The sequence below is a fragment of the Blastocatellia bacterium genome (assembly GCA_035573895.1).
Lineage (GTDB): Bacteria > Acidobacteriota > Blastocatellia > HR10 > HR10 > DATLZR01.
On record DATLZR010000176.1, the window covers coordinates 1 to 20,229 of the forward strand.

The window sequence follows — 20,229 nt, forward strand, 5'->3', positions numbered from 1 at the left end:
GCATCGTTGCGCCGCAGCGGGGCTTTCTTCTGCCCGCCGAGATTCAGGAAATAGTCGGTTGCATTGAGCCGGTCATTGCGCCCGAAATAGTAGACGCTGCCGTGAAATTCGTTGCCGCCACTGCGGGTGACGATGTTGATCTGCGCTCCTCCGGCCTGACCGAATTCCGCTCCATAGCTGTTACGGTGAATGCGGAACTCTTCGATCGCGTCAATCGAGGGGAAGACGAGCACCGTGCGGTTCGATCCGACATCGTTGTTGTTGACCGAGTCCACGGTCCACAGGTTGCCGTTGGTCGCACCGCCGCTGACGGACATGTCAATAGCGGCGAAGAGCCCCTTGTTTTTGGTGTCGAAGTTATCGGCCGGAGCCACTCCCGGCATGAGCGTGGTCAACTGCACAAAGCTGCGACCGTTGAGCGGCAACTCGCGCACCTGAACGCCCTGGATGAGACCGCTCACTTCTCCTTTGCTCGTTTCGACAATGAGCGGGCTGGCTTCAACGGTCACCTCTTCGACGACCGCTCCCGGAGTGAGCGTGATGTTGACCACGGCGGTCCCGGCCACATGCAACTGCACGCCGGTGTGAACCGCCTTCTTGAAGCCCTGAAAGCTGGCTTCGACGCGGTAGATTCCAAGCGGCAATTCGGGGACGACGTAGCCGCCATCGGCGCCGGTTGTGGTCGTGCGCGACAACCGCGTCTCTTCGTTAATGACCGTCACCTCCGCACCGACGATGACGCCTCCGGCAGGATCGGTCACCGTCCCACGGATCGTTCCGGTGATCTTCTGCATCGCCACAGCCGGTAGCGCGATGAACATCCACGTAACCCCCACTGCGATGACCCTCCATCGAGTCATACCATACCTCCTTGCATGAGATTCCGATGGCGCTATCTATGCCATAACCCCGGAATGCTCGCAATTGGACTTTGGTCCAATAGTCCGGGATGGTCCGTCCCCTCTGCGCGTTATGCCCCTTGCCCGGTCCGACTCCCGGAGGGTCCCTTCCTGACACCTCCAGCGAAAGAGATACCTCCGCATAGGCATCTTCATCGGTCGAACGATTCACGCACGCGCGCCGTCGGCTTCGAGTCGGGCAATGGTCAGCCGAACCCTGGGTTTACCGGGCAACAGATCGCCTCGCCGGTGAAGCAGGCGACCGTGAGGTGATCTGCCACCTGCTTCGGAGGCTCCGAATTCTTTTCTCCGATGGTGTCTCGTTTTTGCCGTGGCGTCGGAGGAGAGTAGCCAGACGTGCGATGTTTGGTGACCGCGAATCATGACGACGCACCTTGACGAAGCGCAAGAGCGATGCTTCATCCTCCTGGCCCCTCGTCGCAACTGTTCGGGGACTGGGAGCGCACGCCTCCGGCGATCTGGCGCGTCTCCAACGCGCCGTTCGTTTTCGCCTGTCGTTTCCAGACGTTTCACGTCCGACTACTTTCGCGCGGGCCGCCTGCCGCCGCCATTGTTTCCTGACGTAGGGGTGGGGTGGCTTCGTCTCCCAGCAGGGAACCGGTAGGCTATTACCGTCCATCTCTAACGGGATGGGGGGATTTATTGTGGCTTCACTTTTTGCACGGGTCGGGAAGCCGGCGCCACGTCCTATGCTCCGGCGGATTCTCACAATCCGGGGTGAATCCCTCAGACGCGGCGCACGTCAATTCCCTTGGCGATGAACGGAGCAATGGCTTCGTCCGAAGCTCCTTTGTCGGTAATCAGAATGTCAATCTGATCGGTCGGCCAGATGAAGGCCGTTCCTATGACGCCCAGTTTTCGGTGATCGGCGACAACGATGCGCTTGCGGGCCTGGCGGAGCATGGCACGATGGATGGCTGCCTGATCGGGATAATTTGTCGTCAGGCCGTGCTCGGCATGGATGCCGTCCACGCCGATGAAGGCCTTATCCGCGAAGAACTCGCTGACGCTTTGAATGGCCTGGGGGCCAACGACGGCAAACCAGTCGCCGCTGAGGAATCCGCCGGTGACAAAAACTTTGAGTCCCGGGCTGTGGCTGAGTTCCATGGCGATGTTGACCGTATTGGTGATGATCATGATGCCCTGGCGGTGGCGGAGACTGCGGGCGACCTGCGTCGTGGTCGTACCGGCGCCGATGGCGATGGTCTCCCCGTCGGCCACGAGTTCAGCGGCAGCCAGGCCAATCCGTCGCTTTTCGACTACGCGCTGTTGTTCCTGCTCCTGAAAAGAGGAGACGTGACGGAAGGGTTCATAGAGCAGCGGCTCGACGGGAACCGCGCCCCCGTGAGTGCGCCGCAACAGGCCCCGTCGCTCAAGATGCGTCAGGTCCCGCCGCACCGTTGAGGCCGAGACATTCAGCAGTTTCGCCAGCGCTTCAACGGAAACTTCTCCCGTCCGGAGAAGCTCCTGGAGAATTTGTTCACTGCGTCGGTCGGCCGATGATTCAGCGGCAGGCATTCCAATCCCTCCAGATTTATCCGATTGAGTTTGCTCGCTCGCCGTTGAGTTACCGAAGGTGATTCGGTCTTTCGCTGCATCAAGCGATGATTCTACATCGAGGATGGCGAGCCTTCAAGCAGGAGTCGCGCAGACTTTCCAGTCTATGGTTTAAGCGGGAAAGCCTGCACCACTTGTCCCTAATCGAGGCGTCGGTGAAAGCGGAGCACGCTCGCCGTCAGGATCAGAACGCCGAACGCACCGAGCGCCACCATCTGCGGCCAGAGGATGGTGATCCCCGTTCCTTTGAGGAAAATCCCGCGCACGATCTCGATGAAGTATCGCACGGGATTGAGGTAAGTCAGGTATTGTACGATCTCCGGCATGTTGCGGATGGGGAAGGCAAAGCCGCTCAGCATGAAGGCGGGGGCGAAGAAGAAAAACGAGGACATCATGGCCTGCTGCTGCGTTCGAGAGACCGTCGAGATGAACAGCCCCATTCCCAGCGTGGTGAAGAGGAAGAGGATCGAACAGCCGAGCAAAAGCAGGCCCGATCCGCGAAAGGGAATGTGAAAGATGGCGAGCGCCGCCGTCGTCACCAGGATCACCTCGATGAGTCCAACGACGGCGAAGGGAAGCGTCTTGCCGAGGATGAGTTCCACCGGACGGATGGGGGTGACGAGTAGTTGCTCCATAGTGCCGATTTCTTTCTCTCGCACAATGGCCATGGCCGTGAGGACGAGCGTGATGATGGCGATGATGTTGACCACGACGCCGGGAACGAAATAGTTTCGACTCTTCAGTTCAGGATTGAACCACACGCGGCTGCGCAGGCCGATCGCAGGCACCGTGCGATAAAGCGGAGTTCCGGCCGCCAGCGTCGCGGCCACCAGGCGTCGGCGTTGCTGCTCGACCAGGAGGCGGGCAGCGTAATCCGAGAGTGCTTCTTGCAGGTAGCCGGAGAGAATAGCAGCGGTGTTGGAATTGGTTCCGTCCACGAGAATCTGGATGGTGGCGACCTTCCCCCGCTGAATATCCCGAGCGAAACCGGGAAGCACGCGGATGACGGCCTGGACCCTCCCTCGATCCAGGAGCTGGTGCACGTCGGCGTCGGATTGGGGCGTGGCCACGATCTGAAAATGGCGCGAGCCCTCCAGCACGGCCCGCAACTCGCGACTGGTCGGCGTGCGATCCAGGTCCATCCAGGCGATCCGTCCTCGCTCCACGTCGAGATTGACGGCATAGCCAAAGAGCGTCAACTGGATGAGCGGCGGCAGAAAAAGCAGCACGCGCATGCGCGGCTCCCGCAACACCTGACGAAATTCCTTGCGCATGATCTCTCGAATCCGTCCCCACATCGTCATCACCGGCAGCGCAGACTTTCTGGTCCGTGAATTCCCGTAGCGCGTCTGGCGCAAGCGGGGAAGCTCGCGCCCCTTCCCGTCACGCGATCCTCTGGCCCACCTTTCGCGTGGCGATGAAAAAGGTGGCGGCGGCATAGGCCAGCAAAAAGGCCAGTTCCGCCGCGATGAGTTCCGGTCCGATGCCTTTGAGAAAAATCCCCCGGAGCGCCGTGATGAAATACCGGGCGGGCACAAGATAGGTGACAAGTTGAACGATGGTCGGCATATTCTCAATCGCGTAGACGAAGCCCGAGAGCAAGAATGCCGGAAGAAACGACGTGATCATCCCCATCTGATAGGCCAGCAGTTGCGACCGGGCGAGCGCCGACAACAAAATCCCCCAGCAGAGGGCCCCGAAGAGGAAGACTCCGCAGGTCACAAAGAGAAAGAGAACGCTCCCTCGCAAGGGGACGGAGAAGAGAAAGACGCCCACGCTCAGGGCGATGGCCATATCCACCATACCGATGGTGAAGTAGGCCGTCATCTTCCCCAGGACAAGTTCAGCAGGCCGCACCGGCGTCGAAAGCAATTGTTCCATTGTCCCCATCTCCCACTCGCGGGCAATCGTGAGCGATGTGAGCAAAGCAGCGATGATCATCATGATGACGGCGATGAGTCCAGGCACGATATAGTTCTTGGACTTGAGTTCGGTGTTGTACCAGACCCGGAGCTGTGGCTGCACGGGCGGCTCGAGCGTGCCTCCCCCCTGTCGCTGAAGGGCTTCTGAGCGAAGATCGAGAGCGTATGCGCCCACCAGTGCCTCGACATATCCCAGAGCAATCGAAGCGGTGTTGGAGTCGCTCCCATCGAGGAGAGCTTGAATCGTCGCTTGCTCTCCTGAGAGCAATGACCGGGAATACCCGCGCGGGATCACGAGTCCGAGCAAAATACGGTTGCGATCCATCTCCCGCTCAATCGCCGCATACTCCTCGACGAATCCGAGAATCTGAAAATAGCGCGAGCCGTGGAATCGCTCGACGAGCGCTCGGCTCTCCGGACTTCGATCGCCATCGAGGATGAGCGTGGGGATGCGATCCACATCGAGCGAGAGCGCATAGCCGAACAGAAGGAGCATGACCATCGGGATGGCCAGCGCCATGATCAAACTGCGCGGGTCCCGCAGGACGTGGAGAAATTCTTTTCGGGCCACCGCCCGTGTGCGTCGCAGATTCATACCGTTGTCCGCGCAGTGATCGCCGGTCGGGCCGATGAATCAGTCCATCCGGAGTTCATCTTTTTGCTCGTCTTTTTCGATGAGGGCGACGAAGACATCCTCCATTGACGGTTCGCTTTCTTCCAGCCGGTGGATCGCGACGCCCCGCTCGCCGAGAATGCACCGGATGCGCGGGATGGCTTCGGTGGGATCGCTGACGGTGACATGGAGCCCGCTGCCGAAAACGGCCACGTCGCGGATTCCCGGCTGGCCGTCGAGGGCCTTCAATCCTTCGAGCAGGTCGGAGCATTCGAGAAAGAGCACGTGATGATCGCCGAGAGTCTTCTTGAGTGCAGCGGGTGTGTCGAGAGCGACGATCTTCCCCCGATGCATGAGGGCGAGGCGATGGCAGTATTCGGCCTCATCCATGTAATGCGTGGTCACAAAGACCGTGTGGCCGGCCTCCGACAACCGGTTGATGAGATCCCAGAACTCCCGGCGGGCCGTCGGATCAACCCCCGACGTCGGTTCGTCGAGGAAAAGGATGGGCGGCTCATGAACCAGCGCACAGCCGAGCGCCAGTCGTTGCTTCCAGCCGCCGGGCAGATGTCGCGTCATCACTGATCGTTGCTCGGCGAGCCCCGCCAGGCGCAGGATCTCCTCTTTTCGCTTCTGTCGGCGGTGGGCCGGCACTCCGTAGATACCGCTGAAAAAGTCAATGTTCTCTTCCACCGTCAGGTCGTCATAGAGCGAGAATCGTTGCGACATGTAGCCGATGATCTGCCGAACGCGCCCCGGCTCGGTCGCCACATCGAATCCTCCCACCCGAACGCGGCCCGATGTCGGCGCGAGCAAACCGCAGAGGATGCGAATCGTCGTGGACTTTCCCGCGCCGTTGGGGCCGAGAAAGCCGAAGATTTCTCCCCGACTCACGGTGAATGAGATGTCGTCTACGGCGACGAACTCGCCAAATCGTTTGATGAGCCGATCCACCTCGACGGCCCATGGAGTGATCTCAGATACCATTGGCGGTCTCTCCCGGATGAGATGCTTCACCGAGCGAGGCGAGGAAGACCTCTTCCAGGGAAGGAATGATCCGCCGGAGGGAAACCGGTCCGAGTCCGGCTGTGACGAGTTGCTCTTCCAGCCGCCGGGGATCGCCCTCGAGCCGGAGCAGGAGGTGGAGCACCGATCCGGCGAGGTGGGCGCTTCGGACGTCGGGGCACTCGCGCAGCAGATCTCGGGCCTGGCGCGGATCGGCGCAAGAAACCTCATAGCAGGCGAGCCTCAGCCGCTCTTTCAACCGGTTGGGAGCGTCGCACTGAAGCAGCCGCCCGCGATGCATCAGGCCCACGCGGCTGCACCGCTCGGCCTCATCGAGATAGGCGGTGGTGAGCAGGACGGTCACGCCCTCTTTGACGAGGCGGTGGAGAATGGCCCAGAAATCGCGGCGCGAGACCGGATCAACCCCACTGGTCGGCTGGTCGAGCAGCAGGACCGACGGACGATGCAACAGCGTGCACATCAGGGCCAGCTTCTGTTTCATCCCGCCGGAGAGCTGGCCTGCCCGCCGCCGCCGGAACGGTTCCATGCGCGTCATCGCCAGGAGTTCGGAGAACGTTTTCTCTCGATGCCTCCCGGTCACACCGAAGAGATCGGCATAAAAGAGCATGTTTTCTTCCACCGAGAGGTCGGGATAAAGGCCGAACCGCTCGGCCATATAGCCGATTTGATCTTTCACAGCCGCCGCTTGGCGCATCACCGAAAGGCCGGCCACCCAGGCGTCGCCCTCGGTGGGTTCAAGCAACCCGCTGAGCAATCGCAAAGTCGTCGTCTTGCCCGCGCCGTCGGGGCCGACGAGACCGAAAATCTCTCCTCGCGCCACGTCGAAGGTGAGACGGTCAACGGCCGTGAGCGTGCCGAATCTCCGCGTCAGATTCTCCGTGCGGATCATGGGCGAATCAACGGACTGCTTCATCCTCTCCTCGATGGCTTCCCCGGTCTTCGCGTCATCTTCCGTAAAAGCGAAGACGCTCAGGCTGGACAGCCCGCGCCACGAGCACTGACTTTCCAGATCTGCGAACTGGGCACAAGCTGGAAAGCTTGCGCCACCGTGAGGGCCGCTCTGCCATCGGCGCGTCTCACCGGAGAAGGATCACAGCCGTCGCCGGCATGTTGAGCTTCAGTTCCTGATTCGGATTCTCGACCTCGATTTTGATCCGGTAGACGAGTTTCACCCGCTCCTCCGGCGTTTGGATTTGCTTTGGCGTGAACTCGGCCTCCGAGGAGATGAACGCGACGCGACCGCGATAGACTTTGCCGGGGAAGGAATCGGTCGTCACGCGGGCCTCCTGGCCGAGTTTGACGCGGCCCAGATCGGTCTCGCTGATATAGCCCCGGAGCCAGGGGCGGGCAATATCCCCGATTGTGAGGACGGGGGTTCCGGCGGCCACCACTTCGCCGGCATTGGCGGACGTGACCAGGACGATGCCGTCAATGGGAGAGACGGCGACGGTGTCGGCAAGTTGCGACTGGATGAGGGCGACCTCGGCTCGCGCTCGCTCAATGTCGGCACGGCGGGCGGTGACTTCTTCCTCCCGTCGTTGCAGCTCGAGGCGCTGAGCTTCGGTCACTCGCAACCCCGCCCGCGCTCGCGCCACCTGAGCGCGGGCAGCCTCAATCGTCTCGGGTCGCGGCCCTTCGACAAGAAGAGCCAGGCGCTCCTCGGCCTGCCGGAGTTGCGCCTGTGCCGCTTCGTACCGGGTCTTGAACTGATCGAACTGGGCGACGGAAATGTCATCGTTTTCGCGGAGGACCTTGGCCCGTTCCCAATCCCTGGCGGCGCGTTCGTACTCCGTGCGAGCGGCCTGGACGGCCGCCCGTGCCTGCTCGATCTCCTGTGCGCGCGATCCGGCTTGAAGCTCGCGCAGAACGGCTTCCGCCTGCGCGAGTTCGGCGCGTCGCTGCTCGATCTGTCCTTCGAGGGTCTCCCGCTGAAGAGCGATCGCCGTCAGAAGCTGCCTCAGGTTCGACTCGGCTGCCCGGAGCCCCGCCTGCGCGCGTTCGTACTGTCGTTGCAGTTGCTCACGATCCAGCCGGGCGACCACCTGTCCCTTCTTCACCCACTCGCCCTCGCGCACGAGAAGCTCATCCAGCCGACCGGGAATCTTGAAGGCGATGGTGACTTCGGTGAGTTCGATGCTTCCGGAAACCGAAATCACCTCGGTGGTCTCCGTCCGCAGCCGATTCACCCACACGGCGCCGAGGATGAGGACGACGACAAGCAACGCGAGAATCGGAATGACTTTCTTGAGGGTCATCGGTCACCTGGTGAGCTGACGAATGGTTCCCATGGCCTGAGCCAGTGCGATGCGGGCCAGATTGTAGGCATAGAGGGCGGAAAGGTAGTTGTGGCGGGCGCGTTCCAGCCGCGTTTGGGCATCGGTCAGTTCGAGGCTGGTGGTGACGCCGGCCTGATAGCGACGACGCGCTTGCTCCAGTTCGCGCTCGGCCAGGGCCACTCCTTCCTGGGCCACCTTCACCTGTTCGTCGGCCGAGCGCAGGCTGTCGAGCGCCACGCGAATTTCCAGCTCGATTTGCTGGCGCAGATCGGTGGTGCGAATCTGTTCCTGCTGGAACTGGGCGAAGCTCTCGGCGCGACGGGCGTCGCGGCGTCCGCCGTCAAAAACGGGCAGACGGAGGGCGACTCCATAGGTGCGCGTCGGGATCAGGTGTGCGGCGCTCGTGCCAATGGAACCGTAGTCCGCATAGCCGACAAGTGACGGCAGACGTTCGAGGGCGACGGCGCGATAGGCCCGTCGGGCGCTCTCCTGGCGATGCTGTTGCGCTTTGAGATCGGCTCGCGCCTGAAGCGCCACGGCCAGCGCCTGTTCCACCGTCAGGGTTTCGACGGGAACATAGGCCAGAGGATCGGTGAGATCGAGCGTCAGCGTGAGGTCCAGCCCGATAGCCCGCAACAGTTCCAGATGCGCCTGACGACGTTGCGTCTGTGCCGCCAGCAGGCGCTGTCGTTCGTTGGCCAGTTGAACCTGCGCCCGCGTGACCTCGATGGCCGTGCCCGTTCCCGCTTCTTTTTGGTCGCGTGCGAGTTTGAGCAACGCTTCGGCCAGGGCGACGTTGGCCTCCGCCGTTTTCACTTCGGCGTCGGCTCGGACGGCCGCCAGATAGAGTCGCGCCACCTGCGCCGCCACCTGATCGCGCACGCTCTCGCTTTCGGCATGAGCGGCGGTCACACCCGCGCGAGCGGCCTGAAATCGCTCGATGCTGCTCACGTCGAAGAAACTCTGGCTGAGCGTCGCCCGCGCATCCACGACCGTGAAGGGCCCCACCCGTGAGGGCAGGCGAAAGCCCGGCAGGGGAAGCGTAAAGCGAATGCCCAACGCCTCCAGATTACGCGTCAGGTTTTGCTGTCCGAGCGTCGCTTCCACCGTCGGCAGGAGAGCCGACCGTGCCTGATGAGCTCGTGCCTCGGCCTGACGACGCAGTGCCTCCGCCAGTTGGATCCGGGCATTTCCTTCGGGCGCCAGTGCTATTTCCATCGCCTGCTTGAGACTGAGCGGCAGAGGAGCTTTCTCCTCTTCGGTCGGCGACAAGCGCCATCCAGATGAGGGCGATTGTGGCAGCGCCGATGCGAGAGAAAAAACCACAACAGTGACGAGAACGCAGGTGCTCATACTCGGTCTCCTCCAGTTCCTCGGTTCTTCCGCGAAACTGCTGTGTCACTCATGACGGCGGACCCGCAGCGGAGACGGATACCGCCGGCTGACCGGCGGAGTCCATGGGAAGAAGCACATAGAAGATGCTGCCGCCGCCGGGATTATCTTCGACCCAGATGGCTCCCTGATGCGCCTGGACAATGGTGCGACAGATGGCCAGCCCGAGCCCCACGCCCTGACCGGAGAGTTTCTTGCCCTGACGAACCTGGTGAAACTTCTCGAAGATTTTTTCCTTGTGAGCATCGGGAACGCCGGGGCCGGAATCGGAGACCGCGAGCAGGAGCAACTCTCGGTCAGAATCGGCGCGATCCAGCGCCTGTCGCCAGAAGGCCGGGAGATGAGGCGGAATCCCGACGATGACCTGCGCCCGAACCCCAATCGTGCCTCCCGGGGGCGAGAACTTATAGGCATTTTCCAGCAGATTGGTCAGAACCTGGAGGAGGCGATCACCATCACAGGTCGCCAGGACCGGTGGTTGAGGCAGATCAACCTCCAGCCGCAACTTCTTCTCTCCCGCCCGCGCCTCGAACTCGGCCAGCGCCGCGCGAACGATCTCGATCACGTCTTGCTGTTTCCGGTCGTATTCCATCACTCCCGCTTCCATGCGAGAGAGATCGAGCAAATTGCTGATCATCGCCGCCAGACGGCGACCGCTCTGCCCGGTCAGTTCGAGCAACCGGCGCTGCCGATCCGTCAGCGGTCCGGGAATCTCATCGAGCAATAACCGGATGGTCTCCTGCATCGAGGCCAGCGGCGCTTTCAACTCGTGCGAGACATGTGAGACGAAATCTCTCTTCATCTGGTCGAGTTCGCCGAGCCGCTCGGCCATGGTGTTGAAGTCGCGGGCCAGTTGCGCGAATTCGTCCCGGCCGCGTGCGTCCAGGTGAACCGAGAAGCGCCCCTCGGCCAGCGCGCGGGTTCCCTCGGTCAGTTGTCGGAGAGGATCGGCGATGGAACGAACGATGAAAAAGGAAATGAGGATGGCGAGCAATACACCGGTGACGGTCGCCAGCGAGGAGATCTCGCGCGCTCGCTTGGCCGTCTCCGTGGAGGTGTTCACCTGAGCCTGGATCGTTTCCTGCGTCGCTTGAATGACTGTCTGCGTTTGAGTGCGAAGAAGGCTCAAGTTCTGAATCAAGCCGGAGAGAATCTCACGAATCCGCTCCAGGTCTCTCACCTCGCCCGGACGGAGCGTGGTGAGCAGGGATTCCTGGCGGGAGGCGACAGCGGAGAAATCACTCCACATCTGGGCGAGGCGGGCGACCTCGCGGGCTTCTCGCTCCGAGTGACCGAGAGCCCGCATCCGGGCCAGATTCGCGGTAAACGCCTCGCGGGCTTTTTTCACTTCGGCTGCGTATTCGGGACGCCCCGTGGCGACGAATTTCCCCGTGGCTTCTTCCAGTTGACGGAGATCGCTCAGAAGTTCCAGCGCCGTGATGGCCGCGCGGAAATTGATCTCCGAAAGCTGCCGATTGATCGCCTCCATCTCATGAATGAGCGAGATGTGATAGACGAGCAACCCGACCATGAGCAGGATGAGGATGCTGTAGCCGAAGGCGATCTTGGTCGCGATTCTCATCTCACTCGATCCCGTACGCTTTCAGCTTGTTGCGGATCGTCTTGACGTCGAGGCCGAGCTGACGAGCCGCCTCGGCTTTGTTATTGCCCAGGCGCTTGAGCGTTTGCAGGATCAGTTCCTTTTCCGCTTCGGCCAGCGATACGCCGAGAGGCAGAACGAGCTTCTCTCCCGGACCGGGCATGGGGCGCTGAATGTAGGGAGGAAGATGCGTCGTCTCGATCCAGCCGTGCTTGGCCAGGATGACGGCGCGTTCCATGACATTACGAAGCTCGCGCACATTTCCCGGCCAGGAATAGTCGGTGAGCCGGATCATTGCCTCGGCGCGAAGGCCCTCGACCTGCGCCCCATGCTTGGCGTTGAATTCCCTGAGGAAATGATGGACAAGCAGAGGAATGTCCTCCTTGCGCTGGCGGAGCGGCGGCAAGACCAGCGTGAAGACATTCAACCGGTAGTACAAATCCTCGCGCAATTTTCCCGCGGCAATGGCCTGCGTGGGATCTTGATTGGTCGCTGCCAGCACGCGCACATTGACGACGTACTCGTGACGGCCCCCCAGACGACGCACGCGTCCGTCTTCGAGAACCCGGAGCAATTTGGCCTGAAGGCCGACGGGCATTTCGGCGATCTCGTCGAGCAGGAGCGTGCCGCCATCGGCCAGCTCAAAACACCCGGGACGAACGGCAATCGCCCCGGTGAACGCTCCCCGCTCGTGCCCGAACATTTCACTCTCGATGAGCCCTTCGGGGATGGCTGCCGCATTAATGGCCACGAACGGCCCCTGAGCCCGCGGGCTCAGTTGGTGGATCGTGCGGGCAACGAGTTCCTTCCCCGTTCCGCTCTCGCCGGTGATGAGGACGGATGCATCGGTGGCCGCCAGCGTCTTGATCAGGGCGTAGACCTGACGCATCGCCGGGCTCACACCGATGAAAGGACCGAATCCCGCGCCCTTCTCCAGTTCGGCGACCAATCGTTCGGCGTCCCACCGCTGCCGAACCTCTTTCTCCGCTTCCTCGATCACCGCCTTGAGCTTGCTGTAATCGAGCGGTTTGGTGAGGAAATCTCGGGCTCCCTGCTTCATGGCTTCCACGGCCACCTCCACGTGACCGTAGGCCGTCATGAGGATCACCGGGCGCGCGGGATTCCCCGCTTTCAACCACTGTAAGAGCTCGACGCCGGAAATATCCCCCATGATGACATCGGAGATCACGATGTCGGGATTTTCTGCGGCGATGAGGTCCTTGGCCTGATGACCATCGGCGGCGAGACGGACGTCATAGCCCCACTGCCGGAGGCGCATCTCCAGCACCTCGCGCATCACCACATCATCGTCAACCACTACGATTTTCAGTTGTCGCTCGTTCATGAGAACCCACTATCAAACTCTGTCGGCGTGCAAGACACAGGCGACCGAAGAGTCGCACACATTATGGCGCAGGAGGCGGCAAAGGTGAAGCGAGCGCCGGATGAGTCCCGGCTCGTTGGCCGACGGACATTGCACCAGAGCAGCATTAGCACACGGGCACAGGGCCTCGCTCCGTTTGACCCCCGCGCGGACCTTCACCGGGCGTTTGTTGAGGTAAGAGACTCCGAGACACCTATCGGTCGCCGGTTAGGCGGCCTCATGGCGATTCGCCTGATCCAAGTCAGCAAAAGTGATATGCATCGCCGTCGGCGGGCACTCTCGCCGACGGATGCACGACACATAAACCCATGCCCTCCGAAGCACGCGAACCCCACGAAAGGCCGCATTGCTTCCCCTTTCGTGTCCTCCGCGCGTTGGGCGGGCTGAGGCCGTTATTGAAACTCATACGCGCCGAGGTCTACGGTCGCCGTTCCATCACCGTTGCCGTCCACGACGCGTGGGGTCCCGACCAGATCGGTCAGGACCCCGACGATAGCCGCGTTGCTGCCCCGGTCAATCGCCGGAGAATTCGACTGGAGTCGGAAATTGCCAGCTGAAGGATTCACAAATCTCGGATCGCCGGTGAGATTGTTGTTCTGAGCAGCGAACGTTCCGTCTCCGATCAGCGTGAAGCTTACATCAGTCGAGGCGATGCCGTCGAGATCGTCCGCGTTGCCGCTGACGATCGAGTTGACGATGATCGCCCGTGAGTTCGAGCCTAGCACGGTACCGACGCCGAGACTGCTATTCGAAGCGACGGTGTTGTTGATGAGGTTGACTTGAGCGCCGACAGTCGGCGTATCGGACGACGCGTTGAGGACAACGCCCGCCCTGTTGCCGGTAATTACGTTGTTGATCAGCCTGGCTCGCGTCGAGAAGATGATCACTCCCTGATTTCCATTGCCGACGATCTCGTTATTCTGAATCAAAAACTCTCCCGCCGTATTGACCAGCTCAATTCCGCGATCAAAGAAGGTCGTTGAGTTTCGGTCATTGTTGTTGAGAATCTTGTTGCCGATGATGTCCCCCGATGTTTGAGCGAGAAGGAAGATGCCTTCCTGCCGGTGATTTTCAATCGTGTTGCTTCGGACCATGACGACTGATCCGGTCGCCGAGCTGCCGGAGACCGTCGCCAGGATACCGATGGAGTTGCCGGATATGGTATTGCCTGTCAGCGTGACGCTGGAGCTGAAAATGATGACCCCGTGGCTGGCGTTGCTGGAGATCGTGTTGTTCTTGATCTCCATCGGTTGGGCTAGATCTTGAACCTCGATCCCCCGATCAAACGCTGAATCGGGATCAGTGTCGTTGTTGTTCTGAATCGTATTGCCCTCGATGGAACCGGACGATCTGGTGAAGAAGATGATGCCGGTCCCACGATTACTCTCGACCCGGTTATTTCGCAAGATCATTTGAGAGGCAGAGACGCTGACGCCGCGTTGATTGCTCGTGATCACGTTGTTGATGAGGGTTACGCTCGCGCCGTTGCGGGCCCGCACGCCGGCACCCCCTCCAGAGGAGAAGTTTCCGCCTCGGATCATCAGCCCCTCGATGGTGACGCCGGTCGCGCCATCAATTTCGATGGCATGCCCCTCTCTGGAGCTTCCGTCAATCACCGGGGTTCGACCTTGAGCCGCGCGGACGGTGATGCCGTTGGTGGTGATCCGCAGGTTCTCGCGATACGTCTCCGAGTCAATGATCTCGACGATCTCGCCTTGCTTGGCGTCGTCAATCGCCGTTTGCACGCTGGTGAAATCGCCGCCGCCGTGTTGAGCGACCCGAATGATCCTCGGCCCTCGCGGCGCAAATTGGAAGTTGAACACCAATGTGCCGCCTGTCGGCTTCGGACCGAACGCGGTCACCATGAAGAGGTAGGTCCGTCCCCCGGTCACATCCAGTCTGATCTGCGAGGCCAATCCGCCCCCGCTGTCATCATCGCACGCGAGTTCGGTGAGAGAGCCGCACGAGCCGGTATACGCCGAGAGGACCGTGTCGTAGTTGCTCCCAGCAGTATCAGCAGTGACGGTGCCGGTTGTGGTTGGAGTGAACCTATACCAGACGCTGTTGGAATTGCGCGCCGGGCCGCCGAGTGTACACGATTGCAGCGGATCGTCACTGGAGCTGGTCGCCTTCGTCGTATCAAGCGTCTCGGTGAAGGGCAGCGTGGTGATCTCTCGGGCATTGAGGCAACTATCGTTCGGGCCCTGATCGCTCGACGTTCCGCGCGTGTGGTCGAAGCTGAAGGCCAAGAAGGCCGCCGAACCAAGCGACAGCACCTGCTGACCGGTTCGGGTATTGTGAATGCGGACATCGGTGCCGACAGCGATGGCCACCGCATCTCCATCCAGGCTGAACGCCACAAACGTGGCCGAGGCGAGCGACAGTATCTGTTGGCCGTTTCGCGCGTTGTGGAGGCGTACATCAGCGCCGACAGCGATGGCGACCGTCTCTCCATCCGACGAAAAACCTAAAAACGTCGCCGAGCCGAGCAATACCACTTGCTGACCGGTTCGCGCGTTGTGGATGCGAACGTCGCTGCCCACACCGAAAGCCACCGTCTCCCCTTCGGGCGAGAACCCCAGGAACGTCGCCGACCCCAACGAGACTGTCTGCTGACCCGTCCGCGTGTTGTGAATCCGAACGTCGGTGCCCACGCCGATGGCAACAGTCTGTCCATCAGGTGAAAAACCCAAAAACGTCGCCGACCCCAGCGACACCACCTGCGCGCCCGTGCGGGCATTGTGAATGCGAACGTCGCTGCCGACGCGGATGGCCACTGCTCCTGAATCCGGGCTGAAGCCCAGGAAGGTGGCCGAGCCGAGCGACACCACCTGCGAGCCGCTCTGAACATTGTGGATGCGCACATCGGTGCCGACAGCGATGGAAACAGTCTCTCCGTCAGGCGAGAACGCCAGGAACGTCGCCGAGCTGAGCGACAGTACCGGCTGGCCCGTCCGAGCGTTATGGATGTGAACATCGCTGCCCACCTTGAGGGCGACCGTCTCTCCATCCGGCGAGAATCCCAGAAAAGTGGCCGAGCCGAGTGACAGAAGCTGCTGACCGGTTTGTGCATTGTGGATGCGCACATCGGTCCCCACGCCGAGGGCGACGGTTTGTCCGTCCGGCGAGAACCCGAGGAATGTCGCCGGGCCGCTTGACAATATCTGCTGACCGGTTCGCGCATTGTGGATGCGAACGTCGCTGCCCACACCGATGGCGACCGTCTCTCCATCCGGCGAAAAACCCAAAAACGTCGCCGACCCCAGCGACACCACCTGCGCGCCCGTGCGGGCATTATGGATCCGAACATCTGTGCCTACGCCGATGGCTACCGTCTCGCCTTCGGGCGAGAACCCCAGGAACGTCGCCAATCCCAACGACACCGTTTGCATACCCGTTTGCATGTTGTGGATTCTGACCTCGTTCCCCACACTGAGAGCGGCGGTTTGCCCGTCCGGCGAAAACCCCAGGAATGTCGCCGACCCCAGCGACACCACCTGCTGGCCGGTGAGAGCGTTGTGAAGTTGAACACTGTTCCCGACCCTGGTCGCTATCGTCTCGCCGTCGGACGAGTATGCCAGGAACGTCGCCGAACTGAGCGACAGCGCCTGAGCGCCCGTTTGGGTGTTATGGACTCTGACCTCGGGGCCAACACCGATGGCAACTGTCTCTCCGGACGGGCTGAAGCCAAGAAAGCTGGCCGAGCCGAGCGACAGCGCCTGAGCGCCCGTCCGGGTGCTATGGATCCTGACATCCGAGCCCACGCCAATGGCTGCACTGTTACTGTCTTTGTCAACCGGACTGAGGATCAACTCATAACCGCCGCTGGAAGCGCTCCTGGAGGACGTCACGAGAATGATGTAGCTACCCGTCACTGGCAACTGAATCACGTTGATGAGAGCGTTGGTGCCCGAGCCGGAGTTATCGTCGTGGATGACTCCGATGGTGGAACCCACATGTGAGCGAAGCTGACCGAATACAGTGATGGTATCTGTTGCTGCTGGCAGGCTCGGATTGGTGGCCGTAGCGATGGCTGTATAAACGTTGCGCCCAACACGGCAGGGCACGGCGACGCTGAAACTGCCATCAATGCCGACATTCGCGGTGACATCGCCTTGACCATCGCCGGTGGTATCAATCACGACCGACTGCAGTCCGACGACGCCGGGCAAGGAGGCGGTGACCTTCGGAACATCCGCGAAGGTGGGAATGGCGGTGAACGTGCCGCCGGTCACCTGAGCGATTTCCGTCAGTGAGGCCGGACTCACGCCACTGCCAATCCCGAACGTATCAATGCGAATCCCGCCCGGGCGAAAGCGTTCGAGCGGTCCGCCAGGCTGTTTGTAACTGTCATTGTCGGGGGCTCCATCTGAGAAAAAGAGCACCACCTCCGAAATACTGTCAGTGGCGCTGGAGGGAGCTAAAGCCGTCAAGGTCTTCTCAAGCGCATCTCGGTAATTGGTGGTGCCCGATCCGATCCGTGGCAGTCCGGCCTCTATTTGAGCGCGGGAGCGAGTGAGCGGCACGACGATGGCGGCGGTGCTATGAAACTGAACCAACGCAACCGACGACGAGAGCAATCCATCATCATCGGGATCGAGTGCGGCGAGAATCGCGCGCACACCCGCAACTTGTAAGCTGTGCTCCTGATCGTCCACGCTGCCGGAGACATCGAGCACAATACAGACTTCAAGATTGGTGGGAACGCCGGTTCCCGTCACGCCGGCTTTGCCGGTTAACTGAATGTTGGTCGGACTGGCCGGGATGGGAATCGTCGAACCATCAGGCGGCGAAGTGATGTTGACGAAGACGCCGGCTTGTTGCAACTGGTCGGCGAACGATGCCGAGATGATGTCCGAACTTTCGGCATCGAGCATTTCTGCCGACGTCGGTGGTTTCGGAAATAGTCGTGAGGCGTCGAGAAAGAGCGTCACGGCCGGATCGAGCGCGCCGGAGGTCGAGTTGACTTCGATTTTGACCGATTCACCGGCGATGCCTTGGAACTGGTAGATGTCGGCATCAGAGTTATAGTCAATGACGCCCTGCACGCGCTGGCCAATCAGAATACTCCCGCCCTCAACGTCCACGCTCGGTCCTTGCGCGAGCGCCGCGGGCGCGGGTTCAATGTCGGGATTGGGCAAAATGGCGTGATCAGAGTTTATAGTCTCAAGAGAAGCTCCAGAGCTGATCGGAGCCTCCGAGGAAAGCGGCTGAATCGAAATAGTGCCGAAACCGAGGCAAAAAGTTATGGCAGATGCGAGGATTCTGAACAGGGGGCTTCTCCTTCGGCGCATAAAATCTCCTCCTGAGTGCATGTGAGGGTGGTGGCTGCCCGTCCAACAGGTGAGGGATCTCTAGCCCTCCGGGCAGGTCGTCCGGCGGGCAACATGCTGATCCTCCTCTCACTTTTCTCTCTCACGAAAAAACGTTAAACTGAGAGCAATCAGTGTGCCACAATCCGAATAGGGCAGGGGTGTGACCGAAACGACACCGGCAGCAGGCACCAGTCGGTTAAAATTTCGGCCGAAGATAAATGTCCTCAGCGGCTTAGCAAGGATCTTTCACCGATAGACCTCGTGCACAGCCACCTTCCTTTTCTTAGACTGGTCTCCTTCGGAGTGCGTTCGGGAGGAGCCAAATAACCCAACACACGTCAATTCATGTATAACCCTCTGCTTGGTGAGGGTTTGTATGGGGAGTTAAATGACCACGGCCTGGAGCAAGTTACTCAGGCTGGTTTTAAGCAGGCATGGACCGACTGATATGCGAGGGGACTCGATTCCGGATGGAAAATTCTTGCCCGACATCGTTCACACCCAGTCGGCTGCCCTTAGAGACCTGGTATCTCGCTATAAGGTCAAGTCGTTTTAGTCGGAGGGTGGAAGGGGGGTTCGCTCTGTGCGGCGCGGAGGCAGCACTTTTACGAGCATGCTCGACGACGCGGGTGGAAGGGACCTGAGGTGAAACGCAGGGAGGCTCCCCGCTGGCGTCATATCTCATTGCGGGAGGCTCCACCCACCTGCCTGTTATCAGGTGGTGCGGGCACAGCGCGCAGAGGCAGCCTGCTTGGCGTATTCTGCGTCAGGATGGCTGGCGAATTTTTTGAACCGGTATCAGGGTAATCCACCCGACATCCGGCCGCTGTGAAGGCGATTGTCCCACCTTTTTGTGATGAACGTCCGCTGGTGAGACCGGTCCGCGAGCAATCGAGAGTTTCAGACGGCGGCCTTGCGGAGTTTACGCTTGAGCGCATGAATCTGGCGGCGAATGAGTTTCAGTTGCAGGCGATCGTGAGCGGCAATGGCGGCATCGCGTTTCCTTTTCAGCTCGCGGATCTGGGCCTTGATGGCCATTTTGTTGGCCAGCGCCGCCGCTCGATGCTCGCGGGTATCAATGCCGAGAATCTTGCAGAGCACAAGCAGCAGTTGCTCCTTGTGCATTTGCGTATATCCCCGAAGGGCTTCGGCATGTTCCTCCTTCAAGCCTTCGGCCAGATGGCGAAGTTCACCAACGGTCATCTTCTTGAGCTGTTCGAGCGTGTAGGCCATAGGCATCCTCCATAAGATCATCACCAGTGGAAGAGGTCACGGTTAGAGCTGGCGACCTCGGTCCTCGCCTGCGAGAGCTTCGACTCGAAGGCCCGTTTCCCGGGCGAGCCGATTATGATTCGATCTCATCGTTTCGGTCACCGACGACCTCTCCCGCCACAGGCGATCGGTGTGCAAGCGCAGCTTGAGCAAGATAACCAATACGGCGGTCATTCGTCAAAAAGGGGAATCGCCGGTGTGAGTCGCTCTTTCCGGTGGTGAGATTCGCCCCCTTCGTTGACAAATCAAGAGGCGGTGTGCTAAAAAGTCGTGCTTTCCGAATCGGGGGATTGGCGGCGCACACCGAAACCGATGCCAGAAGAGAAACAAGAAAAGCCAGCAACCAAGCCTGCACCGCCGGCGGCCAAAGCGCCCCCGACGCTCCCGATGGCCGACATTTCCGAGACTCCCCTGGTCCGCCGATTGGCCGAGCACTTCCCCGGGGCGGTTATTGAAGCGCAGGAGATCTTCGGGTTGCCCACGCTCCGCATCGCTCGGGATCACATTGTCGCCGTCTGTCAGTTCTTGCGCGATGATCCGGAGACGCAGTTCGACTTCCTCACCGATCTGACGGCCCGTCACATTCCCGAGGCGGAGAAGCCCTTCCAGGTGATCTATCATCTCTACTCCTTTTCCCGAAATGTGCGCTTGCGGTTGAAGGTTGATCTGGCCGAAGGCCAAACCTGTCCGAGCGTCGTCTCGGTGTGGGGAGCGGCCAACTGGATGGAGCGCGAGGCCTATGATCTCGTGGGGGTGAGGTTCGAGGGGCATCCCGATCTCCGGCGGTTGCTTTTGCCCGAAGACTGGGACGGTCATCCGCTGCGCAAGGACTATCCTCTGACATTTCGCTACAATCGCTGGACGGCTGAGCATCTCAATATGATCGAGTTCCGCGAGGGCACGGAGTATAGCGGGAGGTTCGAGTAGATGCACAAACCCGAAGTCGCCATTA

The 20,229-nt window shown here is 60.7% G+C and carries 14 protein-coding genes; 1 reads left to right on the plus strand and 13 read right to left on the minus strand.

Going from position 1 to position 20,229, the window contains the following annotated elements:
• The 13 genes from VNM72_15430 to VNM72_15490 all read right to left on the minus strand — a co-directional run.
• Nucleotides 1-860 (minus strand): carboxypeptidase-like regulatory domain-containing protein (locus VNM72_15430; GenBank protein ID HXF06785.1); only part of this gene is annotated, 860 nt, incomplete at its 3' end.
• A 786-nt stretch (nt 861-1,646) separates the two neighbouring features.
• Nucleotides 1,647-2,438, minus strand: a complete 792-nt coding sequence (locus VNM72_15435; GenBank protein HXF06786.1) for a DeoR/GlpR family DNA-binding transcription regulator — start codon at nt 2,436-2,438, stop codon at nt 1,647-1,649.
• A 179-nt stretch (nt 2,439-2,617) separates the two neighbouring features.
• Nucleotides 2,618-3,775, minus strand: a complete 1,158-nt coding sequence (locus VNM72_15440; protein HXF06787.1) for an ABC transporter permease — start codon at nt 3,773-3,775, stop codon at nt 2,618-2,620.
• An 85-nt stretch (nt 3,776-3,860) separates the two neighbouring features.
• On the minus strand, nt 3,861-4,994 hold the full coding sequence (locus VNM72_15445) for an ABC transporter permease (GenBank protein HXF06788.1): 1,134 nt from the start codon (nt 4,992-4,994) through the stop codon (nt 3,861-3,863).
• Between the two features lie 39 nt (nt 4,995-5,033).
• A complete protein-coding gene (locus VNM72_15450) occupies nt 5,034-5,999 on the minus strand; it encodes an ABC transporter ATP-binding protein (protein HXF06789.1) in 966 nt (321 codons plus the stop codon).
• Nucleotides 5,989-6,951, minus strand: coding sequence for an ABC transporter ATP-binding protein (locus tag VNM72_15455; GenBank protein ID HXF06790.1), 963 nt, complete (start codon nt 6,949-6,951; stop codon nt 5,989-5,991). Before VNM72_15455 ends, VNM72_15450 begins: the two co-directional genes overlap by 11 nt.
• A gap of 163 nt (nt 6,952-7,114) precedes the next feature.
• On the minus strand, nt 7,115-8,293 hold the full coding sequence (locus VNM72_15460) for an HlyD family efflux transporter periplasmic adaptor subunit (protein ID HXF06791.1): 1,179 nt from the start codon (nt 8,291-8,293) through the stop codon (nt 7,115-7,117).
• A gap of 3 nt (nt 8,294-8,296) precedes the next feature.
• Nucleotides 8,297-9,667 (minus strand): TolC family protein, encoded by a 1,371-nt coding sequence (locus VNM72_15465; protein ID HXF06792.1) that lies wholly within the window; start codon nt 9,665-9,667, stop codon nt 8,297-8,299.
• A gap of 49 nt (nt 9,668-9,716) precedes the next feature.
• Entirely contained in the window at nt 9,717-11,288 is a 1,572-nt protein-coding gene (locus tag VNM72_15470; GenBank protein ID HXF06793.1) for an ATP-binding protein, read from the minus strand.
• Nucleotide 11,289: 1 nt separating this feature from the next.
• On the minus strand, nt 11,290-12,651 hold the full coding sequence (locus VNM72_15475; protein HXF06794.1) for a sigma-54 dependent transcriptional regulator: 1,362 nt from the start codon (nt 12,649-12,651) through the stop codon (nt 11,290-11,292).
• A 431-nt stretch (nt 12,652-13,082) separates the two neighbouring features.
• On the minus strand, nt 13,083-17,777 hold the full coding sequence (locus VNM72_15480; GenBank protein HXF06795.1) for a right-handed parallel beta-helix repeat-containing protein: 4,695 nt from the start codon (nt 17,775-17,777) through the stop codon (nt 13,083-13,085).
• A gap of 1,128 nt (nt 17,778-18,905) precedes the next feature.
• The gene (locus tag VNM72_15485; protein ID HXF06796.1) at nt 18,906-19,238 is read right to left on the minus strand and encodes a hypothetical protein; all 333 of its coding nucleotides are present in this window, start codon (nt 19,236-19,238) and stop codon (nt 18,906-18,908) included.
• Between the two features lie 42 nt (nt 19,239-19,280).
• A complete protein-coding gene (locus VNM72_15490; GenBank protein ID HXF06797.1) occupies nt 19,281-19,451 on the minus strand; it encodes a hypothetical protein in 171 nt (56 codons plus the stop codon).
• A 138-nt stretch (nt 19,452-19,589) separates the two neighbouring features.
• Between VNM72_15490 and VNM72_15495 the strand changes: the two genes are divergently transcribed.
• Nucleotides 19,590-20,204 carry an NADH-quinone oxidoreductase subunit C gene (locus VNM72_15495; GenBank protein HXF06798.1) on the plus strand — a complete coding sequence of 205 codons (615 nt, stop codon included), beginning with the start codon at nt 19,590-19,592 and terminating at the stop codon, nt 20,202-20,204.
• The last annotated feature ends 25 nt before the right edge of the window (nt 20,205-20,229 follow it).

Bases quoted from the DNA above. Each gene is read 5' to 3' on its own strand.
- VNM72_15435 (HXF06786.1), bottom strand. From the start codon at position 2,438: ATGCCTGCCGCTGAATCATCGGCCGACCGACGCAGTGAACAAATTCTC.
- VNM72_15485 (HXF06796.1), bottom strand. From the start codon at position 19,238: ATGGCCTACACGCTCGAACAGCTCAAGAAGATGACCGTTGGTGAACTT.
- VNM72_15455 (HXF06790.1), bottom strand. From the start codon at position 6,951: ATGAAGCAGTCCGTTGATTCGCCCATGATCCGCACGGAGAATCTGACG.
- VNM72_15445 (HXF06788.1), bottom strand. From the start codon at position 4,994: ATGAATCTGCGACGCACACGGGCGGTGGCCCGAAAAGAATTTCTCCAC.
- VNM72_15475 (HXF06794.1), bottom strand. From the start codon at position 12,651: ATGAACGAGCGACAACTGAAAATCGTAGTGGTTGACGATGATGTGGTG.
- VNM72_15495 (HXF06798.1), top strand. From the start codon at position 19,590: ATGCCAGAAGAGAAACAAGAAAAGCCAGCAACCAAGCCTGCACCGCCG.
- VNM72_15460 (HXF06791.1), bottom strand. From the start codon at position 8,293: ATGACCCTCAAGAAAGTCATTCCGATTCTCGCGTTGCTTGTCGTCGTC.
- VNM72_15490 (HXF06797.1), bottom strand. From the start codon at position 19,451: ATGACCGCCGTATTGGTTATCTTGCTCAAGCTGCGCTTGCACACCGAT.
- VNM72_15440 (HXF06787.1), bottom strand. From the start codon at position 3,775: ATGTGGGGACGGATTCGAGAGATCATGCGCAAGGAATTTCGTCAGGTG.
- VNM72_15450 (HXF06789.1), bottom strand. From the start codon at position 5,999: ATGGTATCTGAGATCACTCCATGGGCCGTCGAGGTGGATCGGCTCATC.
- VNM72_15470 (HXF06793.1), bottom strand. From the start codon at position 11,288: ATGAGAATCGCGACCAAGATCGCCTTCGGCTACAGCATCCTCATCCTG.
- VNM72_15465 (HXF06792.1), bottom strand. From the start codon at position 9,667: ATGAGCACCTGCGTTCTCGTCACTGTTGTGGTTTTTTCTCTCGCATCG.